This is a genomic window from Pantoea sp. y20, from assembly GCF_054903455.1.
In genome coordinates, this window is record NZ_CM142816.1 from 2,220,216 (window position 1) to 2,240,888 (window position 20,673).

A 20,673-nucleotide genomic window follows, 5' to 3' on the forward strand; every position below is an offset into this window, starting at 1 on the left:
AAGCAAATCGCACGGTGTTTTTTTCTAACTGTTTTGAGTGGATGCAAGGCGGCAAGCGAGGACATCCCTGGGAGCATACATAAGTATGTGACCAGGGTGGACGAGCGCAGCCAACGCGGCAGGCGCTCGAAACAGGACGAAAAAAGGCCCGCGGGTTAACGCGGGCAACTAATACTGGAAGCAATGTGAGCAATGTCGTGCTCTTCTTCGGTAGAGCCACCGTCGAAGCGCAGAAGAATAATAATCATTCTTATTATCATCTGTAAAGCCCTAATTGAGAATTTTTCTCATCTCCACACAGAGATTGTGATTACCCCATCGCCAGTTTGGCGAAAAACACAGCAGAAGCGTCGCGAATTTGGGGAGTACGTGGCGTTTAAGATACACTCACGCTATTGCCTCAGAATCGTTGAGTTCTATGCCAAAATTATTCCCCTCTCTGCTGCTGGGTCTCAGCATGATGAGCGCGTCAGCGTGGGCCGCGCCAACGGACAACATCCGCAACAGCGGTTTTGTCTATTGCGTTAACGGCACGGTTAATACCTTCAATCCACAAATGGTTAGCAGCGGCTTAGTCGTTGATACGCTGGCGGCGCAGCTGTATGACCGGCTGCTGGACGTGGATCCTTATACTTATCGGCTGATTCCCGACCTCGCCCAGAGCTGGGAAGTGCGTGATAACGGCGCAACCTACCGTTTTCACCTGCGTAAAGATGTCGCCTTCCAGCACACCAACTGGTTTAAACCGACGCGGAAAATGAACGCCGATGATGTGGTGTTCAGTTTTGCACGCATGTTTGATCGCAAGCATCCGTGGCACAACGTCAACGGCGGCAGCTATCCCTATTTTGATAGCCTGCAGTTTGCCGATTCGGTGCAGAGCGTGAAAAAGCTCGATAGCGATACGGTTGAAATCCGCCTGAACAGCCCGGACGCCTCTTTCTTGTGGCATATCGCGACGCATTACGCGCCGATTTTGTCGCAGGAGTACGCCAACAAACTCAGCGCTAAAGGCCAGCAGGAACAGCTGGACCGCGAACCGGTCGGCACCGGCCCGTTCCAGCTGAGCGAATATCGCACCGGACAATATCTCCGCCTGGCGCGTAATCCGCAGTACTGGAAAGGCGTGCCGCGTCTGCAGCAGGTGGTGATTGATTTGGGCGTCGGCGGCACCGGAAGGTTATCCAAACTGCTGACCGGCGAATGCGATGTGCTGGCCTATCCCGCCGCCAGCCAGCTGAGCATTTTGCGTGACGATCCGCGCCTGCGCATGACGCTGCGTCCCGGCATGAACATCGCCTATCTGGCGTTCAACACGCGCAAACCGCCACTGAATCGCCCGGAAGTGCGTCACGCGCTGGCGCTGGCGATCAATAACGAACGCCTGATGGAGTCGATCTATTACGGCACCGCCGAAACTGCCGCCTCCATTTTGCCGCGTGCGTCCTGGGCGTATGACAACGATGCGCGCGTCACCGAATACAATCCGGCTAAAGCGCGTGAAGAGTTGAAAGCGCTGGGGCTGGAAGATTTACATTTACGTTTAGTGGTGCCCTCTTCCTCGCAGTCGTGGAATCCCAGCCCGCTAAAGACCGCTGAATTGTTGCAAGCGGATTTGGCTCAGGTTGGCGTGCGCGTCACTATCGCGCCGGTGGAAGGCCGCTTCCAGGAAGCGCAGTTGATGGAGATGAACCATGACCTCACGCTCACCGGCTGGGCAACCGACAGTAACGATCCCGACAGTTTCTTCCGTCCGCTGTTAAGCTGCGCGGCGATCCGTTCGCAAACCAACTACGCACACTGGTGCTCGCCCGCCTTTGATGAGGCTTTGCAGCATGCACTGTTGTCCCAGCAGCTATCGGCGCGCATTGACAGCTATGACAAGGCGCAGCAGATTTTGGCGCAGGAGTTGCCGGTGCTGCCGCTGGCGTCATCGCTGCGTTTGCAAGCCTATCGGCATGATATCAAAGGCCTGGTGTTGAGCCCGTTTGGTAACGCTTCGTTCGCTGGCGTTTACCGCGATGAGAGCAGCGAGGAGTAAGCATGATTATCTATATTCTGCGTCGCGTGGTGCTGCTGCTCATCACCCTGTTTTTGCTGTCGCTGGTGAGCTTCAGTCTGAGCTACTTCACACCAAATGCCCCGCTCGAAGGCGCATCGCTGTTTGATGCGTGGTGGTTCTGGTTCAAGGGCTTGCTGCAGTTCGATTTTGGCGTCTCCAGCACCAACGGCCAGCCGATTGATCTTCAGCTGCGCGAAGTGTTTCCCGCCACGCTGGAGCTATGCGTAATGGCATTTATTCTGGCGCTACTGGTGGGCATTCCGCTGGGAATTTGCGCCGGCGTGATGCGCAAAAAATGGCAGGATAAAGCCATTAGCGCGCTGGCGCTGCTTGGCTTCTCGATGCCGGTATTCTGGCTGGCGCTGCTGTTTACGCTGTTCTTCTCGTTAACGCTTGGCTGGTTGCCGGTGTCCGGACGTTTCGACCTGCTCTATCCGGTGCAAAACGTTACCGGCTTTGCGCTGATTGATGCATGGCTGAGCCCGTCGCCGTGGCGTCATGAAATGCTGGTCAGCGCCTTAACGCACATGATTTTGCCGGTGGTCGTTCTCGCCGTTGCGCCTGCTACCGAGATGATCCGCTTACTGCGCAGCAGCACCAGCGATGTGATGGACAAAAACTACGTCAAAGCCGCCGCCACGCGCGGCCTGTCGCGCTTCACGGTGATTCGCCGCCACGTGCTGCACAATGCGCTGCCGCCGGTGATTCCGCGTCTTGGGCTGCAATTTTCCACCATGCTGACGCTGGCGATGATCACCGAGGTGGTGTTCAACTGGCCGGGCCTCGGCCGCTGGCTGATTAACGCCATTCGCCAGCAGGATTACGCGGCGATTTCCGCTGGCGTGATGGTGGTGGGCGGTCTGGTGATTCTGGTCAGCGTGTTATCCGATATTCTGGGTGCGGCGCTTAACCCGCTGAAACATAAGGAATGGTATGCCCTTAGATAATGTCTACGACGAGAAGCGGCTGCCCAGCACGCTGCGTCGCAGCTGGCAGCGCTTGTATCGCGATACCAGCGGTATGGTCGGCTTGTACGGCTTTGGCCTGCTGCTGTTCCTGTGCCTGTTTGGCGGCCTGCTGGCGCCGTATGGTATCGATCAGCAATTCCTCGGTTATCAGCTGCTGCCGCCATCGTGGTCGCGCTACGGCGATGTCTCCTTCTTCCTCGGCACCGACGATTTAGGCCGCGATGTGCTGAGCCGCCTGCTGAGCGGCGTAGCGCCGACCGTGGGATCGGCGATTTTGGTGACGGTGCTGGCGGCAATTTGTGCGCTGGTGCTTGGCGTGTTTGCCGGTATCACGCACGGCATGCGCTCGGCGGTGATGAATCACGTGCTGGATACCTTACTGTCGATTCCCTCGCTGCTGCTGGCGATTATCGTGGTGGCATTTCTCGGCCCGCGCCTGGAACACGCGATGCTGGCGGTGTTTCTCGCGCTGATCCCACGTCTGGTGCGCGAGATCTATACTGCTGTGCATGATGAGATGGAAAAAGAGTATGTGGTGGCGCTGCGTCTTGATGGCGCGCGCAACCTGAATATCTTGTGGAATGCGGTGCTGCCTAACGTGCTGCCGCTGCTGGTGAGCGAATTTACCCGCTCGCTGTCGATGGCGATTCTGGACATCGCCGCACTCGGTTTCCTCGATCTTGGCGCGCAGCTGCCCTCGCCCGAATGGGGTGCGATGCTGGGTGACGCGCTGGAGCTGATCTACGTTGCGCCGTGGACGGTCATGCTGCCGGGCGTGGCGTTGATGGTCAGCGTGTTGGTCGTTAACCTGCTGGGCGATGGCATTCGTCGCGCTGTAGAAGCGGGAGTTGAATAATGCCGCTACTGGATATCCGTAACCTGACCATCGAATTTATGACCGCTGACGGTCCGGTCAAAGCGGTTGATCGCATCAACCTGACGCTAAGCGAAGGCGAAATCCGCGGTTTAGTGGGTGAATCGGGTTCAGGCAAAAGTCTGATCGCCAAAGCCATTTGCGGCGTCACCAAAGATAACTGGCGCGTCACCGCCGATCGCATGGTGTTTGATGATATTGATCTGCTGCGCCTGTCACCGCGCGAACGCCGTCGGATCGTCGGCCATAACGTGTCGATGATTTTTCAGGAGCCGCAATCCTGTCTTGATCCGTCAGAAAGTATTGGTCGCCAGCTGATGCAGGCGATTCCGCGTTGGACGCACAAAGGCCGCTGGTATAAACGGCTGTGGTTCTGGCGCAAAGTGCGCGCCGTTGAGCTGCTGCATCGCGTCGGCATCAAAGATCATAAAGACATCATGCGCAGTTTCCCGTATGAACTCACCGACGGCGAATGCCAAAAGGTAATGATCGCCATCGCGCTGGCCAATCAGCCGCGTTTGCTGATCGCCGATGAACCAACCAATGCGATGGAGCCGACCACGCAGGCGCAAATTTTCCGCCTGCTGAGCCGCCTCAATCAGAATAATAACACCACTATTTTGCTGATCAGCCACGATCTGCGCACCATGAGCCATTGGGCCGACCGCATTAATGTGATGTATTGCGGCCAGACGGTGGAGATCGCGCAAAGCGAAGAGTTAATGGAGTCACCGCATCATCCTTACACGCAGGCGCTGATCCGGGCGATGCCCGATTTCGGTAGCGCGCTGCCGCACAAAAGCCGCCTCAACACGCTTTCTGGCGCTATTCCTTCACTGGAACATCTGCCAATTGGCTGTCGTCTGGGGCCGCGCTGCCCGTATGCGCAGCGTAAGTGCATCGAAACACCGCGCCTGACCGGCAATAAAGCGCATCTGTTTGCTTGTCACTTCCCGCTGAATATGGAGAGCCAGTAAACATGGAAACGCTGCTGGAAGTGCGCAACCTGAGTAAAACCTACCGCTATCGCACCGGTTTGTTCCGTCGTCAGCACGTTGAGGCGGTGAAAGGCGTCAGTTTTACCCTGCGTGAAAAACAGACGCTGGCGGTGATTGGTGAAAACGGTTCGGGAAAATCGACGCTGGCAAAAATGCTCAGCGGCATGGTCGAGCCGAGCGAGGGCGAGATGCTGATTGACGATCATCCGCTGGAGTACGGTGATTATGGTTATCGCAGCCAGCGCATTCGCATGATTTTTCAGGATCCCTCAACCTCGCTGAATCCGCGCCAGCGCATCAGCCAGATACTCGATTTCCCGCTGCGCCTGAATACCGAGCTGGATGATGACGCGCGTGAAAAACGCATTATCGCCACGCTGCGTCAGGTCGGTTTGCTGCGCGACCACGCCGGATACTATCCGCACATGCTGGCGCCGGGCCAGAAGCAGCGCCTGGCGCTGGCGCGAGCGCTGATTCTGCAGCCAAAAGTGATCGTCGCCGATGAAGCCCTCGCCTCGCTGGATATGACCATGCGTTCACAGCTGGTAAACCTGATGCTGGAACTGCAGGAGAAGCACGGCATCGCCTATATTTATGTCACGCAGCATCTCGGCATGATGAAGCACATCAGCGATCAGGTGCTGGTGATGCATCAGGGCGAAGTGGTCGAGCGCGGCGGCACCGCCGATGTATTGGCCTCGCCGCTGCACGATCTCACCAAGCGCCTGATCACCAGCCACTTTGGTGAAGCCTTAACCGCTGAAGCCTGGCGCCGCGAGCGTTAAGGCGCCGAAAACGCGGTGCGATTTACCGCATTTATAGAGACGTGCTAGACTTCGCACGAGATTAACGTCGGTCGCCTGTTTTTCAACCACCGCGACCGCCAACAACAATGACCAAAAGGATTACAGCTATGGGTTTTCTTTCCGGTAAGCGCATTCTGATTACTGGCGTTGCCAGTAAACTCTCAATCGCCTACGGTATTGCGCAGGCGATGCACAAACAGGGCGCAGAACTGGCTTTCACCTACCAGAACGACAAACTGAAAAGTCGTGTGGAAGAGTTTGCTAAAGATCTGGGTTCAGACATTGTTCTGCCATGCGATGTGGCTGAAGACGAGAGCATCACTGCGCTGTTCACCGAACTGGCAAAAACCTGGCCGAAATTTGACGGTTTCGTTCACTCCATCGGTTTCGCACCTGGCGATCAGCTGGATGGCGACTACGTGAATGCCGTGACCCGTGAAGGCTTCAAAATCGCTCACGACATCAGCGCGTACAGCTTTGTGGCGATGGCGAAAGAGTGCCGTGCAATGCTGAACCCGAATTCTGCCCTGCTGACCCTGTCTTACCTGGGTGCAGAGCGCGCTATCCCGAACTACAACGTGATGGGTCTGGCGAAAGCGTCACTGGAAGCTAACGTGCGCTACATGGCGAACGCGATGGGTCCAGAAGGCACGCGTGTTAACGCCGTTTCTGCCGGTCCAATCCGTACGCTGGCTGCATCAGGCATCAAAGATTTCCGTAAAATGCTGGCGCACTGCGAAGCGGTTACCCCGATTCGTCGTACCGTTACCATCGAAGACGTGGGTAACTCAGCTGCATTCCTGTGCTCTGATCTGGCGGGTGGTATCACCGGTGAAGTGGTACACGTTGATGGCGGCTTCAGCATTGCCGCAATGAACGAGCTGGAACTGAAATAAGATTTACCTAAGGTCGCCTTTCATGGCGACCTCCTCTTCAAATAACGCCCTCCTTATACTCGTAAGCTATTAATTATTCCCCAACATTCTTTTGCCGTGGACAGCCGTTCAGCGACGATAAGCTAGCCCTTTGTTGCATGCCTGCTTTTCAGATTCGCACGCTGTGCAGCAAGTCCGTTTTTAGCGCAAGGAATGACCATGGAACAACGCCGTTCTCCCGGCCATGACCACTGGTTTTATGAAAGCCAGACTCGCCCGAATAGCACCGCCACTGCGCCGCTGGTGCCCGAAGCCGCCTATATCGACGATCGTTTCTTACTCGGTTTGCAACAGGAAGCGACCGCGTTAAAGCCGCTGCTGTCGCGTTTTCAGCCTGCGTTATTGGCCGCGCGCGATCTCAGCCAGATTCTGTTTCCCGATACGCTTGCCACCAGTTTGACCCACACCTTAACGCTGTACGATCGTCTCAGCACCGCGCTAACGGTGGCGCAGGTCGCCGGCGTGCAGCGCCTGTGCAATCACTACTCAGCCCGGCTCAATCCGTTGCCGGGTCCGGACTCGTCACGTGAAAGTAATAATCGCCTGACGCAAATCACCCAATATGCGCGTCAGCTGGCGATGCAGCCGGAACTGATCACCACCAGCAGCATCAGCGCGCTGGACGCGGTGGGCTTAACCGAGCCCGATATCGTCACGCTGAATCAACTGGTGGGGTATGTCAGCTATCAGTCACGCGTGGTGGCATCGCTGCAGGCGATGATGGGCTTGCCGGTGCGCTGGATTCCGGGCGTAACACCGCCGCCGGACGCCAGCGCAGCGCTGTTTACCGGCAACGACGGCTGGCAGCACGCGTTGAAACCGGTTGAACTGCGCTATGCCAGCGCCGATCAACTGGCGGCGGTTACTTTCTGTCAGGGTATTGAGGGATTAGATGATGCCATTTGGCTGCTGGTGCACGATGCGCAAGTGCTGTATGGCTTCGCCACGCTAAAACAGCGGCTGAGTGAACATTTTGCCGGGGATGAAGCGCTGGCGCAGGCGGTTAGCGCACGCGTGCTGGGTTGTCGACGTCAGTTTGATTTTGTTACCGATGAATGGCGTGACGCACTGCTGCAGGATGTCGAAAGCGCTGGCGCAGCATCGCCGGTGATTTCACTCAGCGCCCAGCTCACGCGCCTGCCCGACCGCTTCAGCGCTGCACATTTGCAGCCGCTGCTGAACGCGGGCTGGGGCAGCGAACGTATCTTCACGCTGTTGCAAGCGGTGGCTTTCGCCAGCTGGCAGGATCGCCTGCTGATGGCGCTCGGCGAAACCCGTTAATCGGGCAGATGTCGCCGCGCTTCATCAAAGAAATGCTGAGCCAGCGGCGATGCTCTGCCCGGCTCGGCAATCACTAATGCCGCCTGCCGGCCCATCGGCGCCATCTCAATCGGCCGCCGCGCCAGATTCTGCATCAGCTCCGGCAACAGATGTCCGCATGGCGACACCATCACGCCCAAACCAACCTGCGCACTTTGCAGCAGTTGCATGATCGACGCGCTCTCAACAATCACACGTGGAATCAAGCCGGTTTCCCGCAGCTGCCCATCAAGATAGCGTCGAAAATAGCGCGTGGGCTCTGCCAGACACAGCGGCTGGCAGGCAAGCGTGGCGAGCGAGATGTTCTCTTGCTCGAGCAGCGCCGGAAAGTGCGCCGGATTGAACAGCGCCTCGACACCCGGATCTTTCAACAGCGCAGTTTGAAAATGCAGCTCGCGCAGTGACGTCAGTTCAAAAAAGCCGATACCGCCATCCACGGTGTGGCTGTTGAGCGCTTCCAGCAGCTGATCGGCGCTCATCGCGGCCACGCGATAATCCAGCTGTGGATAACGCGCTTCAACCGCTTTCAACAACGCTGGCAGCGCCACGCTGCACTGCGGCATCACGCCAAGCCGCAAGGTGCCGTTGACGCCATGCTTGAGCGACTCCACTTCCAGCTTCAATCCCTGGTACACCGAAACAATTTCCCGCGCCCAGGTCAGTACGCGCTCGCCTTCCGGCGTAAAGCCATCGAAATTATTACTGCGGTTGATCAGCGACAGCCCTAATTCGCGTTCGAGGTTTTTCAGGCGCATCGATAGCGTCGGCTGGCTGACAAAGCTGACCTCTGCCGCGCGGCCAAAGTGGCGTTCGCGTTCAAGATTTGTCAGATAGATTAATTGTTTGATGTCCATGGAAAGCAGAATTGGCTGGAAAACAGCAGTGTATCATGGCGGTTGCCGCTGCGCTGCGTCCACGCGCAGCGGCTATTGTGTTACGCCACACCCAAGGCACTTTTTACGTCGTTGGCGATCTTCTCGACCTGCGGGCCGTAAATCACCTGGATATCATGTTCGCTGACGCGATTGATGCCGTTCGCGCCGGTGGTCAGTAACGTTTGATCGACCACCTCATTCATCTGTTTGACCCGCACGCGCAGCCGGGTGAAGCAGCAATCGACGTCCTCTATATTGGCTTCGCCGCCCAGCCCGCTGATGATCACTTTGGTGCGCTCATCCGCCGCCACCTGTTCGGGTTTGTGCTCCTCATCGGATTCCCGTCCCGGCGTTTCAACCCGCATCCGCGTGATGACAAAACGGAAGCCGTAGTAGTAAATCGGCACATAAATTACGCCGAGCACAATCGTCCACCACCAATGCGTTTTGCTGCCACCGAGAATGCCGAACACCACCAGATCGATGGCGCCGCCCTGCACGTTGCCAATCATCAAATGCAGCATCGACATCAACATAAATGACAGGCCGGTTAATAGCGCATGCAGGATATACAGCACCGGCGACACGAAGATGAAACAGAACTCCAGCGGCTCGGTGATGCCGGTGGTAAAGGAAGTCAGTGCACAGGCGAGCACCAGCGCTTTAACGCGCTGCTTATGCTCAGGGCGCGCAGTGTGGTAGATCGCCAGCGCGGCGGCTGGTAAGCCAAACATCATTACCGGAATTTTGCCCTGCGCGAGGAACTGCGTCGCGCCGCGCACCGTATCGTCCGGGATGGCGCCGGGATGCGTTAGCGAGGTGTTGAAGATGTTCAGCGCGCCGACGATGCTTTGTCCATCAACCGTTGCCATGCCGCCAATCGGTGTGAAGCGCACGGTTTCGTTGAGGATATGGTGCAAACCGGTGGGAATCAGTAAGCGTTCGCTGGTGCCAAGCAGGAAGGCGCCGTATTGCCCGCTTTTACCAATCATCAAACCCACCCACGCGATGCCTTCGCCGATGGTCGGCCAAATCAACGCCAGCAGCACGCCCACCAGCGGCAGCACCACCACGGTCACGATCGGCACAAAGCGGCGTCCACCAAAGAAGCTGATCGCCGTCGGCAGTTGCTGAGTGTAAAAACGGTTATGCAGCAGCACGGTAATCAATCCAGCAATCACGCCGCCCAGCACGCTCATGTTGTAAGTAAAGATGCCGAGCATGTCGATGTATTCGGCCGACGTCATCATCGCTGCGGTTTGATCCATACCCGCTTTCTGCAGCGCTTCTGGCGTGGTGGTAGCGGCTGTCAAACCTTTCGACGCCAGCGTGGAGCTGATACCAACATTCATGGCGATATAGCCAATTACGGCGGCAAAGGCGGCGGTCGGTTTCTCCGCTTTCGCCAGCCCGATGGCGCTGGCCACCGCAAAGAACAGCGGCAAATTGGCGAACAGCGCGCCCGCCACCTTGCGGATAAACCCGATAATCAGCTGTGGCACCTGCAGACTGGCGAAGGCATCGCCGGTGATGGCCGGATTTTGCATTGCGGCGGCCAGGCCAAGAAAGATCCCTGCGGCAGCAATCACCGAGATGGGCATCATTAAGGCTTTACCGAAGGCGTGAATTTGGCTTGCCAGATTCTTCATGCTGCGTGCCCTTTTCAGAATGGAAAGAGCAATTATTAGTCAGTTATCTCAGCAGCACGTAACTGCCGCCCCTTAACAGCCGGGGAAGTTTGACTTAGGTCACGCTTTGCGTGCGTTTCACGATAAACGCCGCCTATCGCACCATTAAACCAATCAATTAGACAACTTTTAAGGAGAGTCGCACACTTCCCGCTAACAGAAGACATATTCTGATAACAACTCATAAACAAATAAGCCTGCAACTATGAAATTTAAACGTAAGATTCAACCCTATCGCGCTGCTGCGGGCGGCTGGGGTTCATTGGAAGCCACCACCCGTTTCGTCCTTGATAGTAAAGCTGCCCTGAAGAACATGCGAAACCTGATGCGCATGAATAAAGCGCGCGGTTTCGACTGCCCAGGTTGCGCATGGGGCGATGACAACAAAAGCACCTTCAGCTTCTGTGAAAACGGAGCAAAAGCGGTGACGTGGGAAGCCACGCGTCGTGTGGTTGCGCCGGAATTTTTTGCCCAGCACAGCGTCAGCACCCTTTACCAGCAGAGCGATTACTTCCTTGAGTATCAGGGACGCTTGACCCATCCGATGCGCTACAACAGCGAGACCGACCACTACGAACCGATCAGCTGGGACGATGCGTTAGCCTTGATTGCTCGCCATTTGAAGGCGATGGATCATCCAAATCAAATGGAGCTTTACACCTCCGGCCGCGCCAGCAATGAAGCATCCTGGCTCTATCAGCTTTTTGGCCGTGTGATGGGCACCAACAACTTTCCCGACTGCTCCAACATGTGCCACGAAGCCAGCGGCACCGGCCTGAAACGCAGCATCGGCGTGGGTAAAGGCACCATTCGTCTGGATGATTTTGATCATGCCGACGCGATTTTCGTGTTGGGTCAGAATCCGGGCACCAACCATCCGCGCATGCTGCACAGCCTGCGGCACGCTGCCGATCACGGCGCGAAAATTGTCACCTTTAACACGCTGCGCGAGCGCGGCCTCGAGCGTTTTGCCGACCCGCAAAAGCCGCTGGAGATTGTCACGTCGATGGCGGGCACCATCAGTTCCGCCTATTACCAACCTAATCTGGGCGGCGATATGGCAGCGGTGCGCGGCATGGTGAAAGCCCTGCTTGAGCTACAGCGTGCACGTTTAGCTGTCGGTGAAGAAGGCATTTTCGATCAGGCGTTTATCGATGCCAACACTCATGGCATTGACGCGTATCTTGCCGCCGTTGATAACACCCGCTGGGACGATATCGTGCGCCAATCCGGTCTCAGCGAAGTGCAGATTCGTGAAGCGGCGGCGATCTATCAAAGTGCTGAACGCGTGATTGTCACCTGGGCGATGGGCATTACTCAGCATAAACACTCGGTGGATACCGTTCGCGAGATCACCAACCTGCAGCTGCTGTTTGGTCAGTTGGGCAAGAAAGGCGCAGGCCTGTGTCCGGTGCGCGGCCACAGTAATGTGCAGGGCAACCGCACCATGGGCATCGATGAGAAACCGGGCAAGCCGTTCCTCGATGCGCTCGGCGCGCACTTTGATTTCGAACCCCCGCGCGAGCATGGTCACAACACCGTTGAAGCGCTGAACGCGATGCTGCGTGACGAAGTGAAAGTGCTGATTGCGCTGGGCGGCAACCTTGCGGCGGCCGCACCGGATTCACCGGTCACCGAAGAAGCGTTGCAGCATTGCGGTTTGACCGTGCACATCAGCACCAAACTCAATCGCAGCCATTTGGTGCCAGGCCGCGAAGGGCTGATTCTGCCAACGCTGGGCCGTACCGAACGCGATCGCCAGGCAAGCGGCAATCAGTACATCACCGTGGAAGACTCGTTCAGCATGGTGCACGCCTCAGAAGGCGTCGGCATTCCATTGGCGGAGACGCAGCGCTCTGAAACCGCGATTGTGGCTGGCATAGCCCATGCGACATTAGGCAGCGATAAAATCGACTGGCTGGCGATGGCAGGCAATTACGATCTGATTCGCGATCACATCGCCGCCACGATTCCCGGCTTTGCTGATTTCAATAACAAGTGCGAAATTCCGGGCGGTTTCTACCTGGGTAGCGCTGCCGCCGAGCTGCGCTTCAATACGCCAAGCAAACGTGCTGAGTTCAGCGCCGCCGCCCTGCCAACGTCGCTGTTCCCGCAGTTGGGCGATGTCGCGGTGCCGTTCACGCTGCAAACCCTGCGTTCACACGATCAGTACAACACCACGATTTACGGCCTCGATGACCGTTATCGTGGCGTGTACGGTCAGCGCGAAGTGGTGTTTATCCATCCGGATGATATGACGTCGCTGGGCTTCACTGAAGGCCAGTTGGTGGATATCGAGACGCTGTGGAATGACGGTTTAACCCGTCGCGTCAGCGGTTTCAAGCTGGTGCCGTATAACATTCCGCGCGGTAACCTCGCGGCGTATTATCCGGAAACCAACCCGCTGGTGCCGCTCTCGAGTTTTGGCGACGGCAGCGGTACGCCGACCTCAAAATCGGTGCCGGTGAAGCTGGCATTAAGCGCCGCCACACCGTCACAACGTATCGCCTGACCAAAGCGTTATCAGAAGGTAAAAAGCCGCGTAAAGCGGCTTTTTAGCCTGTTTTGGCCTTGCCGCGCGGACCCGATTCGCGTAAAACTGTCAGCCGCTCTTAGGCCACGAAACTATATAAATTATGTTCCAGGATAATCCGCTGCTCGCGCAGCTTAAAGAGAAGCTTCACGCGCAGACTCCGCGCGTCGAAGGTGTTGTTAAAGGTACGGAAAAAGGCTTTGGCTTCCTCGAAGTTGATGCCCAGAAAAGCTACTTCATTCCGCCACCGCAGATGAAGAAAGTGATGCACGGCGACCGTATTTCGGCCGTGATCCACACCGATAAAGACCGCGAGAGTGCCGAGCCGGAAACCCTGGTTGAGCCGTTCCTGACCCGCTTTGTCGGCCGCGTGCAGAAGAAAGACGATCGCCTGTCAATTGTGCCGGATCATCCGCTGCTGAAAGAGGCGATTCAGTGCCGCGCCGAACGTGGCGTGACCCACGATTTCCAGAACGGCGATTGGGCGGTAGCAGAGATGCGTCGTCACCCGCTGAAAGGCGATCGCGGTTTCTATGCTGAACTGACCGAATTCATTGTCACTGCGGACGATCACCTCGCGCCGTGGTGGGTAACGTTGTCGCGCCATAACCTCGAACGTCAGGCTCCGGACGTCGGTTTTGGTGAGATGCTCGACGAACATCTGCAGCGTGAAGATTTGACCGCACTGAACTTCGTCACCATCGACAGCGCCAGCACCCAGGATATGGATGATGCGCTGTACGTGGAAGAGGCTGCCGACGGCAATCGGATCCTGACCATCGCTATCGCTGATCCAACCGCTTACGTGGCAGAAGGCAGCGAGCTGGATAAGCTGGCGTCGAAACGCGCGTTCACCAACTATCTGCCGGGCTTCAACATACCGATGCTGCCGCGCGAACTCTCTGACGACGTCTGTTCCCTGCGTCCGAACGAGCGTCGTCCCGCGCTGGCTTGTCGCGTTACCGTGCTGAAAGATGGCAGCCTGGCTGATGACGTGCATTTCTTTGCTGCGTGGATCGAGTCGAAAGCCAAGCTGGTTTATGACGAAGTTTCCGATTGGCTGGAAAACAGCGGCAGCTGGCAGCCTGAAAACGACGCCATTGCTCAGCAGATTCGCCTGCTGCATCAGGTTTGCCTGGCGCGCAGCGAATGGCGTCAAACCCACGCGCTGGTGTTTAAAGATCGTCCGGACTACCGCTTTGTGTTGGGCGAAAAAGGCGAAGTACTGGATATCATCTCCGAGCCACGTCGCATCGCCAATCGCATCGTGGAAGAGTCAATGATTCTGGCTAACGTCTGTGCCGCGAAAGTGCTGCAGGAGAAGCTGGGCTTCGGTATCTATAACCTGCACACCGGTTTCGATCTGGCCAATGCTGAGCAGGCCGCTGGCGTGCTGGCAGGGCATGGCATCACCGTGGATCCGCAGGCGATTACCACGCTGGAAGGCTTCCGCCAGCTGCGTCGTCAACTCGATGCGCAGCCAACCCAGTATCTGGATAGCCGCATTCGTCGCTTCCAGTCATTTGCAGAAGTCGGCACCGAGCCGGGCCCGCACTTTGGTCTTGGCCTCGAAGCCTACGCGACCTGGACTTCGCCGATTCGTAAGTTCGGCGACATGATCAACCATCGCTTGCTGAAGGCGATCGTGCGCGGTGAAAGCACTGGCCGTCCGCAGGATGAGCTGACCACCATCATGAGCGAACGTCGTCGCCTGAACCGCATGGCCGAGCGCGATGTTGGGGACTGGTTGTATGCACGTTTCCTCGCACCGTTTGCCGCTACCGATCGCAAGTTCAGCGCCGAGATCATCGACGTGTCTCGCGGCGGCATGCGCGTTCGTCTGCTGGAGAATGGCGCGGTAGCCTTCATTCCTGCGCCGTTCATCCACGCGGTGCGTGATGAGCTGGTGTGCTCGCAGGAAAGCGGCACCGTGCAGATAAAAGGTGAAGTCGCTTACCGTGTCACTGACATCATCGACGTGACCATCGCCGAAGTGCGTATGGAAACCCGCAGCGTGGTCGCGCGTCCGGCCGCCTGAGCATGAAAACTCGCGGGATAACAGCCGTTATCCCGCATTTCTCTCCGCCCGCTTCAGCAAATGTTAAATTTGCTTTCCGCTTCACATTTCTAATGCCTTTGTCTGTCGTTAACAATTCATTACATTACTTTTAACTTGTTGTATTCGATCGCCTCTTTTCCCGGTCCCTACAAGGAGTTAACTCATGAACAACGTCAAAACCAGTCTCATCTGGTTAGCGGTGGCGTTAATTGGCGCGGGCGCATTTGCCATGCTGGCCCTCAGCCGTGGCGAACACGTCAACGCGGTGTGGCTGGTGATTGCCTCCGTCGCCTGCTACAGCATTGCCTATCGCTTTTACAGCCTGTTTATCGCTAAGCGTATTTTCGAACTGGACGATCGCCGTCGCACGCCGGCGGAGCGCTTAAGTGATGGCCTCGATTATGTGCCGACCAATAAATGGGTGCTGTTCGGCCACCATTTTGCGGCGATTGCCGGTGCGGGCCCGCTGGTCGGTCCGATCCTTGCGGCACAGATGGGCTTCCTGCCCGGCACCATCTGGATTTTGGTTGGCGTGATGTTTGCCGGTGCGGTGCAGGATTTCCTGATCCTGTTTATCTCAACGCGTCGTGATGGCCGCTCGCTGGGTGAGATGGCGCGTCAGGAGCTCGGCTCATTCGCTGGCGTGGTCACTATGCTGGGCGCGCTGGGTGTGATGATCATCATCCTCTCCGCGCTGGCGCTGGTGGTGGTGAAGGCGCTGGCCAACAGTCCATGGGGTTTGTTCACCATTGCCGCAACCATTCCGATTGCGCTGTTTATGGGCGTGTATATGCGCTTCCTGCGTCCGGGAAAAATCGCGGAAGTGTCGATCATTGGCTTCGTGCTGATGATGGCGGCGATTATTTACGGCGGCAATGTGGCGGCCGATCCCTATTGGGGCCCGCTGTTCACGCTGAAAGGCACGGAGCTGACGTGGGTGCTGGTGATCTACGGTTTTGTCGCCTCTTCGCTGCCGGTGTGGCTGCTGTTGGCACCACGCGATTATCTCTCCACCTTCCTGAAAATTGGCGTGATCATCGGTTTGGCCATCGGCATCGTGTTTGCCATGCCCGAGATGAAGATGCCCGCAGTGACCAAATTTATTGATGGTACCGGGCCGGTCTTCTCCGGTGCGCTGTTCCCGTTCCTGTTTATCACCATCGCCTGTGGCGCCATTTCAGGTTTCCATGCGCTGGTATCCAGCGGTACCACGCCGAAACTGGTGGAGCGCGAAAGCCATATCCGCTTCATCGGCTACGGCGCGATGCTGATGGAGTCCTTTGTGGCGATCATGGCGCTGATTTGTGCCTCGGTGCTCGATCCGGGCGTCTACTTTGCCATGAACTCCCCTGCCGCGCTGATTGGCACCACGGTGGAAAATGCGTCGCAGGTGATTAATGGCTGGGGGTTCGTGGTGACGCCAGAGATGCTGAGCGGCATTGCGCGCGACGTCGGCGAAAGCACCATTCTTTCGCGTGCCGGTGGTGCACCAACCTTTGCGGTCGGCATGGCGCATATCATTACCGAAGTGTTTAACAGCCGGGCCATGATGGCGTTCTGGTATCACTTCGCCATCTTGTTTGAAGCGTTGTTTATCCTGACCGCTGTGGATGCCGGCACCCGCGCCTGTCGCTTTATGGTGCAGGATCTGGTGGGCACCGTGGTACCGTCGATGGCGAATAACCGTTCATGGTTGGGCAACATGGCGGGAACCACCGTCGCGGTGGCGGGATGGGGTTTCTTCGTGTATCAGGGCGTGGTCGATCCGCTCGGCGGCATCAATACGCTGTGGCCGCTGTTTGGTATCGGCAACCAGATGCTGGCGTCAATGGCGCTGATTCTCGGCACCGTGGTGCTGTTCAAAATGAAGAAGCAGCGTTATGCGTGGGTGACGATTGTTCCAACCGCCTGGCTGTTCATTACCTCGATGACCGCGGGCTGGCAGAAGATTTTCCACGAAAAACCTTCGATTGGTTTCCTGGCGCAGGCCAACAAGTTCCGCAAAGGCATTGATGACGGCATCGTCATCGCCCCGGCGAAGAGTGTTGCTGACATGCAAACCATCGTCTTCAGCAATCAAATTAATGCGGCCCTGTGCGCCTTCTTCATGCTGGTGGCGGTGACCATGCTGGTGGCGGCCTTCTTCGTGATTCGTCGGGCGCTCAACAGCACGGTGCCAACCACCCATGAATCTGAGATCTCACTGCGCAAAGAGGTGCGAAATGTCTGAGTCCATTTATCACTGGAGAAAACCCAACGGGCCGTGGCACATTCAGCAGTGCTTACCAATCGCCCCCGCCACGGCTGGGCAAAATCTTACGCGCTGGCAGCGCATCTGGCAGGGATTGCAGCAAAGTTTTCGTTTAATGGTCGGCGTTCATGACTATCAAACTTATCTGAAGCATATGCGCGAACATCATCCAACGATCGCCCCCATGGATGAGCGCGCTTTTCACCGTCACTGCCTCGATGCCCGCTTTCCCAGCCAGGCCGGAAAACTCGGTAAGTGCCCTTGCTAACAGAGATTAGCCCCGCTTGTCGGGGCTTTTTCGTGCCATTCTTTAATAAAAACAAAAATATATTTGGATTGCATCTTGTGCTGACGCAGGAGGTTGAATACTGTTGCTAAAATAATGAGATACCGCCCGCTGAGCATTCCCCCGGAGGAAGTTTCCATGACCGATGAACAAGGGCAAACATTGCTATATACCTTGTTTGGCACCACCAGCCCTCATTGGCGTTTAACTTCAGATAGTGATGCTCTGCATTTTGCCGAAGATGAGAACGCAAACACCAATATGGCGGTGCCGCTGACTCCCGCACAAGCCAGTTTATTACGTGCGATGACGGTCATTACCTCAAGTATTAACCTCACGCTGTCGCTGCATGGCGAACCTGTTCCGATGCATTTTGTCGGCCGTAAAGTCAATCAATCTACCTGGGCAGGCACCTCGTCAGCCTGGGGCGATACGTCGTCTGTCGCGCGCGATTTGACGCTGGGTTTATCCTTCGCCGAGCAAGTGGTTTCTGAGGCGAATTCCGTCATCGTGATCCTCGATCAACGCGGCAATATCCAGCGTTTCAACCGTTTGAGTGAAGAGTACACCGGGCTGAAAGAGCAGGAAGTGATTGGCCGCAACGTATTCCAGCTGTTTATGACCAAGCAGGAAGCGCAGGCATCACGCCGTAATATCGCCGGTTTCTTCCGTGAAGGCAGTTCTTACGAAGTTGAACGCTGGATAAAAACCCGTAAAGGTCAGCGACTGTTTCTGTTTCGTAATAAGTTCGTTCACAGCGGCAGCGGGAAAAATGAAATTTTCCTCATCTGTTCCGGAACCGACATAACCGAAGAGCGCCGCGCTCAGGAACGTCTGCGCGTGCTGGCCAATACCGATACCGTCACCGGCTTGCCCAATCGCAACGCGATCCATCAGCAGATTAGTCTGGCACTGGAGCTGGCGAATGGCAGTCAGACCGGTGTGGTGTACCTCGATTTAGACAATTTTAAGAAGGTAAATGACGCTTACGGCCATATGTTTGGCGATCAGCTGTTGCAAGCCGTGTCGCTGGCCATCCTCAGCTGTCTTGGCAAAGACCAGACGCTGGCGCGCCTTGGCGGCGATGAGTTCGTGGTGCTGGCGGAAAACACCAGCCAGGCAGCGCTGGAAGCGATGGCGTCGCGTATTCTTGAGCGGCTGCGTCAGCCATTCCGCATTGGCCTGATTGAGGTTTACAGCGGCTGCTCGCTGGGTATCGCCCTCGCCCCGCTGCATGGTGAAGATCGTGAAAGCCTGATTCGTAACGCCGATACCGCGATGTATCACGCCAAAGAAAACGGCCGCGGCAAATTTTGCGTGTTCGCTAATGAGATGAATCAGCGCGTGTTTGAATATCTGTGGCTCGATACCAACCTGCGCAAAGCGCTCGAGCTGGATCATCTGGTGGTGCATTACCAGCCAAAACTCAATGCCGAAGGCGAAGTGCTGAGCGCCGAAGCGCTGGTGCGCTGGAATTCTCCAGAGCGTGGTCTGGTGCCGCCGGGCGATTTTATCTCCTACGCCGAAGAGTCCGGTTTGATTGTGCCCCTGGGCCGCTGGGTAATGCTCAACGTGCTGCAGCAGATCATTAAGTGGCGCAGCGAAGGCATCTTTCTGCGCGTCGCGGTTAACGTCTCGGCTAAGCAGCTGATCGACCAGAGCATTTACACCGATCTGAAACAGGCATTGAATGAAGCCGGTTTGACCGATTGTCCGATTGATATCGAACTGACGGAAAGCTGTTTGATTGAGAACGAAGCCGGTGCGCTGATGCTGATGAAACAGTTTCAGGAGCTGGGTGCGCAGGTGCATCTCGATGACTTTGGTACCGGTTACTCCTCACTTTCTCAGCTGGCGCGCGTCCCGATTGATGCCATTAAGCTGGATCAGAGCTTTGTACGTAATATCAACAAACAACCCGTGGCGCAGTCGCTGGTGCGTGCGATTGTCGCGGTGGCCAAAGCCCTGAAGCTGCAGGTAATTGCCGAGGGCATTGAAACCAAAGCCGAAGAGAAGTTTGTTATGGCCAACGGTGTTGATGGGCGTCAAGGTTATTATTATGCAAAACCAATGCCCGCAGAACAGCTCGGGCATTGGCTGGCTAAGCATCCTGCCCGCGTTTAACGCTGGTCTGCGAGATTAGCCGGCTTTGCGCAAGGATGCGCTATGACGGTTCTGCAGTTGTACCAGTCGTTCCATGTAAGCAATGTCTTTAGGTTCCAGTGTGAAGGCATAATCGACCCAATCCTCCGTGATATCCATCAGCTCAGCGCGTGATAACTGCAATACGCGTTGACGCGCTTTCAGCATTGCCCTCACGCCGTTCAGTTTTGGACGTAACGTATCGATGAAGGTGCGTGTGGTGCGATAACCATCGCCCGGCTGGAACACCTTGTCGACCAGACCACGCGTTTCATACCATTCCGCGCTGTGTGACTCACCTTCCATAATCAGCTCTTCGGCCAGCTTCATGCCAGACCGACGCGCCACTAACGAGTAGCCGCCCATACCGGGGAACAGGTTGAATGCGATCTCCGGGAAACCCATGCGCGCGCTGTTCTGCGCCAGAATGAAGTGATGTGCCAGCGCCGCTTCAAAGCCACCGCCGAGCGCACTGCCCTCAATCATTGCCAGCGTAACCGCACCGGTATCGAAACCCCGCGCTGCGGAGTGGATGCAGTCGACACAGGCACGCGCATAAGCGCGCAGTGCTTCACGACGGTTGTTGCGAATGCATTCCACAAAGAAACGCAAATCGCCTCCGGCGTTAAACATCTGTGGCACTAACGAACCCGTCACCCAGAAATCAATCGGCAAACCGGAACGTTGAGCGGAATAGCTCAGGTTCATGATCTCCTCAATTAATTCGTGGTTAAAACTCGGACGGGGTTGCGCACGCAGCATCATCCACATGGTGCGGCGACCCTCTTCATAGTAGGCCGCGAGCTGTGTGGTTTGTCCAACTTCGGTGAACAGTCTGCATGTTGGTTGGTTAATTACTGTCATTGTCTCATCCTC

General features: G+C 56.5%; 15 protein-coding genes. 12 read left to right on the top strand and 3 right to left on the bottom strand.

Features of this window, described 5'->3' with window-relative positions:
- Positions 1-418: 418 nt before the first annotated feature.
- From sapA to ACYAC5_RS10445, 7 genes are all read left to right on the top strand, one after another.
- Positions 419-2,041 (top strand): ABC transporter substrate-binding protein SapA, encoded by a 1,623-nt coding sequence (gene sapA / locus ACYAC5_RS10415; protein WP_462061700.1) that lies wholly within the window; start codon positions 419-421, stop codon positions 2,039-2,041.
- A 2-nt stretch (positions 2,042-2,043) separates the two neighbouring features.
- Positions 2,044-3,009 (top strand): putrescine export ABC transporter permease SapB, encoded by a 966-nt coding sequence (gene sapB, locus ACYAC5_RS10420; protein ID WP_101764290.1) that lies wholly within the window; start codon positions 2,044-2,046, stop codon positions 3,007-3,009.
- A complete protein-coding gene (gene sapC, locus ACYAC5_RS10425) occupies positions 2,996-3,886 on the top strand; it encodes a putrescine export ABC transporter permease SapC (protein WP_462061701.1) in 891 nt (296 codons plus the stop codon). The genes sapB and sapC overlap by 14 nt, the downstream gene beginning before the upstream one ends.
- Complete coding sequence (sapD, locus tag ACYAC5_RS10430; protein WP_462061702.1) at positions 3,886-4,881, top strand: putrescine export ABC transporter ATP-binding protein SapD; 996 nt, start codon at positions 3,886-3,888, stop codon at positions 4,879-4,881. The genes sapC and sapD overlap by 1 nt, the downstream gene beginning before the upstream one ends.
- A 2-nt stretch (positions 4,882-4,883) precedes the next feature.
- Positions 4,884-5,687 (top strand): putrescine export ABC transporter ATP-binding protein SapF, encoded by an 804-nt coding sequence (sapF, locus tag ACYAC5_RS10435; RefSeq protein ID WP_110866235.1) that lies wholly within the window; start codon positions 4,884-4,886, stop codon positions 5,685-5,687.
- A gap of 128 nt (positions 5,688-5,815) precedes the next feature.
- On the top strand, positions 5,816-6,604 hold the full coding sequence (fabI, locus tag ACYAC5_RS10440; RefSeq protein ID WP_007892455.1) for an enoyl-ACP reductase FabI: 789 nt from the start codon (positions 5,816-5,818) through the stop codon (positions 6,602-6,604).
- 198 nt (positions 6,605-6,802) lie between these two features.
- A complete protein-coding gene (locus ACYAC5_RS10445) occupies positions 6,803-7,924 on the top strand; it encodes a CMD domain-containing protein (RefSeq protein ID WP_277973652.1) in 1,122 nt (373 codons plus the stop codon).
- Here ACYAC5_RS10445 and ACYAC5_RS10450 read toward each other — a convergent pair.
- Together ACYAC5_RS10450 and ACYAC5_RS10455 are read right to left on the bottom strand one after the other, a co-directional pair.
- Complete coding sequence (locus ACYAC5_RS10450; protein WP_110866237.1) at positions 7,921-8,817, bottom strand: LysR family transcriptional regulator; 897 nt, start codon at positions 8,815-8,817, stop codon at positions 7,921-7,923. The two genes, ACYAC5_RS10445 and ACYAC5_RS10450, sit on opposite strands and share 4 nt — an antisense overlap.
- 80 nt (positions 8,818-8,897) lie before the next feature.
- Positions 8,898-10,487, bottom strand: coding sequence for a PTS transporter subunit EIIC (locus ACYAC5_RS10455; RefSeq protein ID WP_462061703.1), 1,590 nt, complete (start codon positions 10,485-10,487; stop codon positions 8,898-8,900).
- A 244-nt stretch (positions 10,488-10,731) separates the two neighbouring features.
- On the opposite strand from ACYAC5_RS10455, the gene ACYAC5_RS10460 reads away from it, so the two are divergent.
- From ACYAC5_RS10460 to pdeR, 5 genes are all read left to right on the top strand, one after another.
- Entirely contained in the window at positions 10,732-13,038 is a 2,307-nt protein-coding gene (locus tag ACYAC5_RS10460) for an FdhF/YdeP family oxidoreductase (protein WP_462061704.1), read from the top strand.
- A 124-nt stretch (positions 13,039-13,162) separates the two neighbouring features.
- The gene (locus ACYAC5_RS10465) at positions 13,163-15,097 is read left to right on the top strand and encodes an exoribonuclease II (protein WP_462061705.1); all 1,935 of its coding nucleotides are present in this window, start codon (positions 13,163-13,165) and stop codon (positions 15,095-15,097) included.
- Between the two features lie 184 nt (positions 15,098-15,281).
- Entirely contained in the window at positions 15,282-17,348 is a 2,067-nt protein-coding gene (locus ACYAC5_RS10470) for a carbon starvation CstA family protein (RefSeq protein WP_110866240.1), read from the top strand.
- Positions 17,341-17,637: a YbdD/YjiX family protein gene (locus ACYAC5_RS10475; protein WP_101764280.1), complete on the top strand. Its 297-nt coding sequence runs from the start codon at positions 17,341-17,343 to the stop codon at positions 17,635-17,637. The genes ACYAC5_RS10470 and ACYAC5_RS10475 overlap by 8 nt, the downstream gene beginning before the upstream one ends.
- A gap of 156 nt (positions 17,638-17,793) precedes the next feature.
- Positions 17,794-19,779: a cyclic di-GMP phosphodiesterase gene (pdeR, locus tag ACYAC5_RS10480; RefSeq protein WP_462061706.1), complete on the top strand. Its 1,986-nt coding sequence runs from the start codon at positions 17,794-17,796 to the stop codon at positions 19,777-19,779.
- Between the two features lie 15 nt (positions 19,780-19,794).
- Here the strand turns inward: pdeR and ACYAC5_RS10485 are convergent, their stop codons facing one another.
- A complete protein-coding gene (locus tag ACYAC5_RS10485; protein WP_007892438.1) occupies positions 19,795-20,661 on the bottom strand; it encodes a crotonase/enoyl-CoA hydratase family protein in 867 nt (288 codons plus the stop codon).
- Between the last annotated feature and the right edge of the window lie 12 nt (positions 20,662-20,673).

What these genes read in the sequence shown, in the direction of transcription:
- ACYAC5_RS10465 (WP_462061705.1), top strand. Translation starts at nt 13,163, where the DNA reads ATGTTCCAGGATAATCCGCTGCTCGCGCAGCTTAAAGAGAAGCTTCAC.
- ACYAC5_RS10445 (WP_277973652.1), top strand. Translation starts at nt 6,803, where the DNA reads ATGGAACAACGCCGTTCTCCCGGCCATGACCACTGGTTTTATGAAAGC.
- pdeR (WP_462061706.1), top strand. Translation starts at nt 17,794, where the DNA reads ATGACCGATGAACAAGGGCAAACATTGCTATATACCTTGTTTGGCACC.
- sapC (WP_462061701.1), top strand. Translation starts at nt 2,996, where the DNA reads ATGCCCTTAGATAATGTCTACGACGAGAAGCGGCTGCCCAGCACGCTG.
- sapB (WP_101764290.1), top strand. Translation starts at nt 2,044, where the DNA reads ATGATTATCTATATTCTGCGTCGCGTGGTGCTGCTGCTCATCACCCTG.
- ACYAC5_RS10460 (WP_462061704.1), top strand. Translation starts at nt 10,732, where the DNA reads ATGAAATTTAAACGTAAGATTCAACCCTATCGCGCTGCTGCGGGCGGC.
- ACYAC5_RS10470 (WP_110866240.1), top strand. Translation starts at nt 15,282, where the DNA reads ATGAACAACGTCAAAACCAGTCTCATCTGGTTAGCGGTGGCGTTAATT.
- fabI (WP_007892455.1), top strand. Translation starts at nt 5,816, where the DNA reads ATGGGTTTTCTTTCCGGTAAGCGCATTCTGATTACTGGCGTTGCCAGT.
- sapD (WP_462061702.1), top strand. Translation starts at nt 3,886, where the DNA reads ATGCCGCTACTGGATATCCGTAACCTGACCATCGAATTTATGACCGCT.
- sapF (WP_110866235.1), top strand. Translation starts at nt 4,884, where the DNA reads ATGGAAACGCTGCTGGAAGTGCGCAACCTGAGTAAAACCTACCGCTAT.
- ACYAC5_RS10450 (WP_110866237.1), bottom strand. Translation starts at nt 8,817, where the DNA reads ATGGACATCAAACAATTAATCTATCTGACAAATCTTGAACGCGAACGC.
- ACYAC5_RS10455 (WP_462061703.1), bottom strand. Translation starts at nt 10,487, where the DNA reads ATGAAGAATCTGGCAAGCCAAATTCACGCCTTCGGTAAAGCCTTAATG.
- ACYAC5_RS10475 (WP_101764280.1), top strand. Translation starts at nt 17,341, where the DNA reads ATGTCTGAGTCCATTTATCACTGGAGAAAACCCAACGGGCCGTGGCAC.
- ACYAC5_RS10485 (WP_007892438.1), bottom strand. Translation starts at nt 20,661, where the DNA reads ATGACAGTAATTAACCAACCAACATGCAGACTGTTCACCGAAGTTGGA.
- sapA (WP_462061700.1), top strand. Translation starts at nt 419, where the DNA reads ATGCCAAAATTATTCCCCTCTCTGCTGCTGGGTCTCAGCATGATGAGC.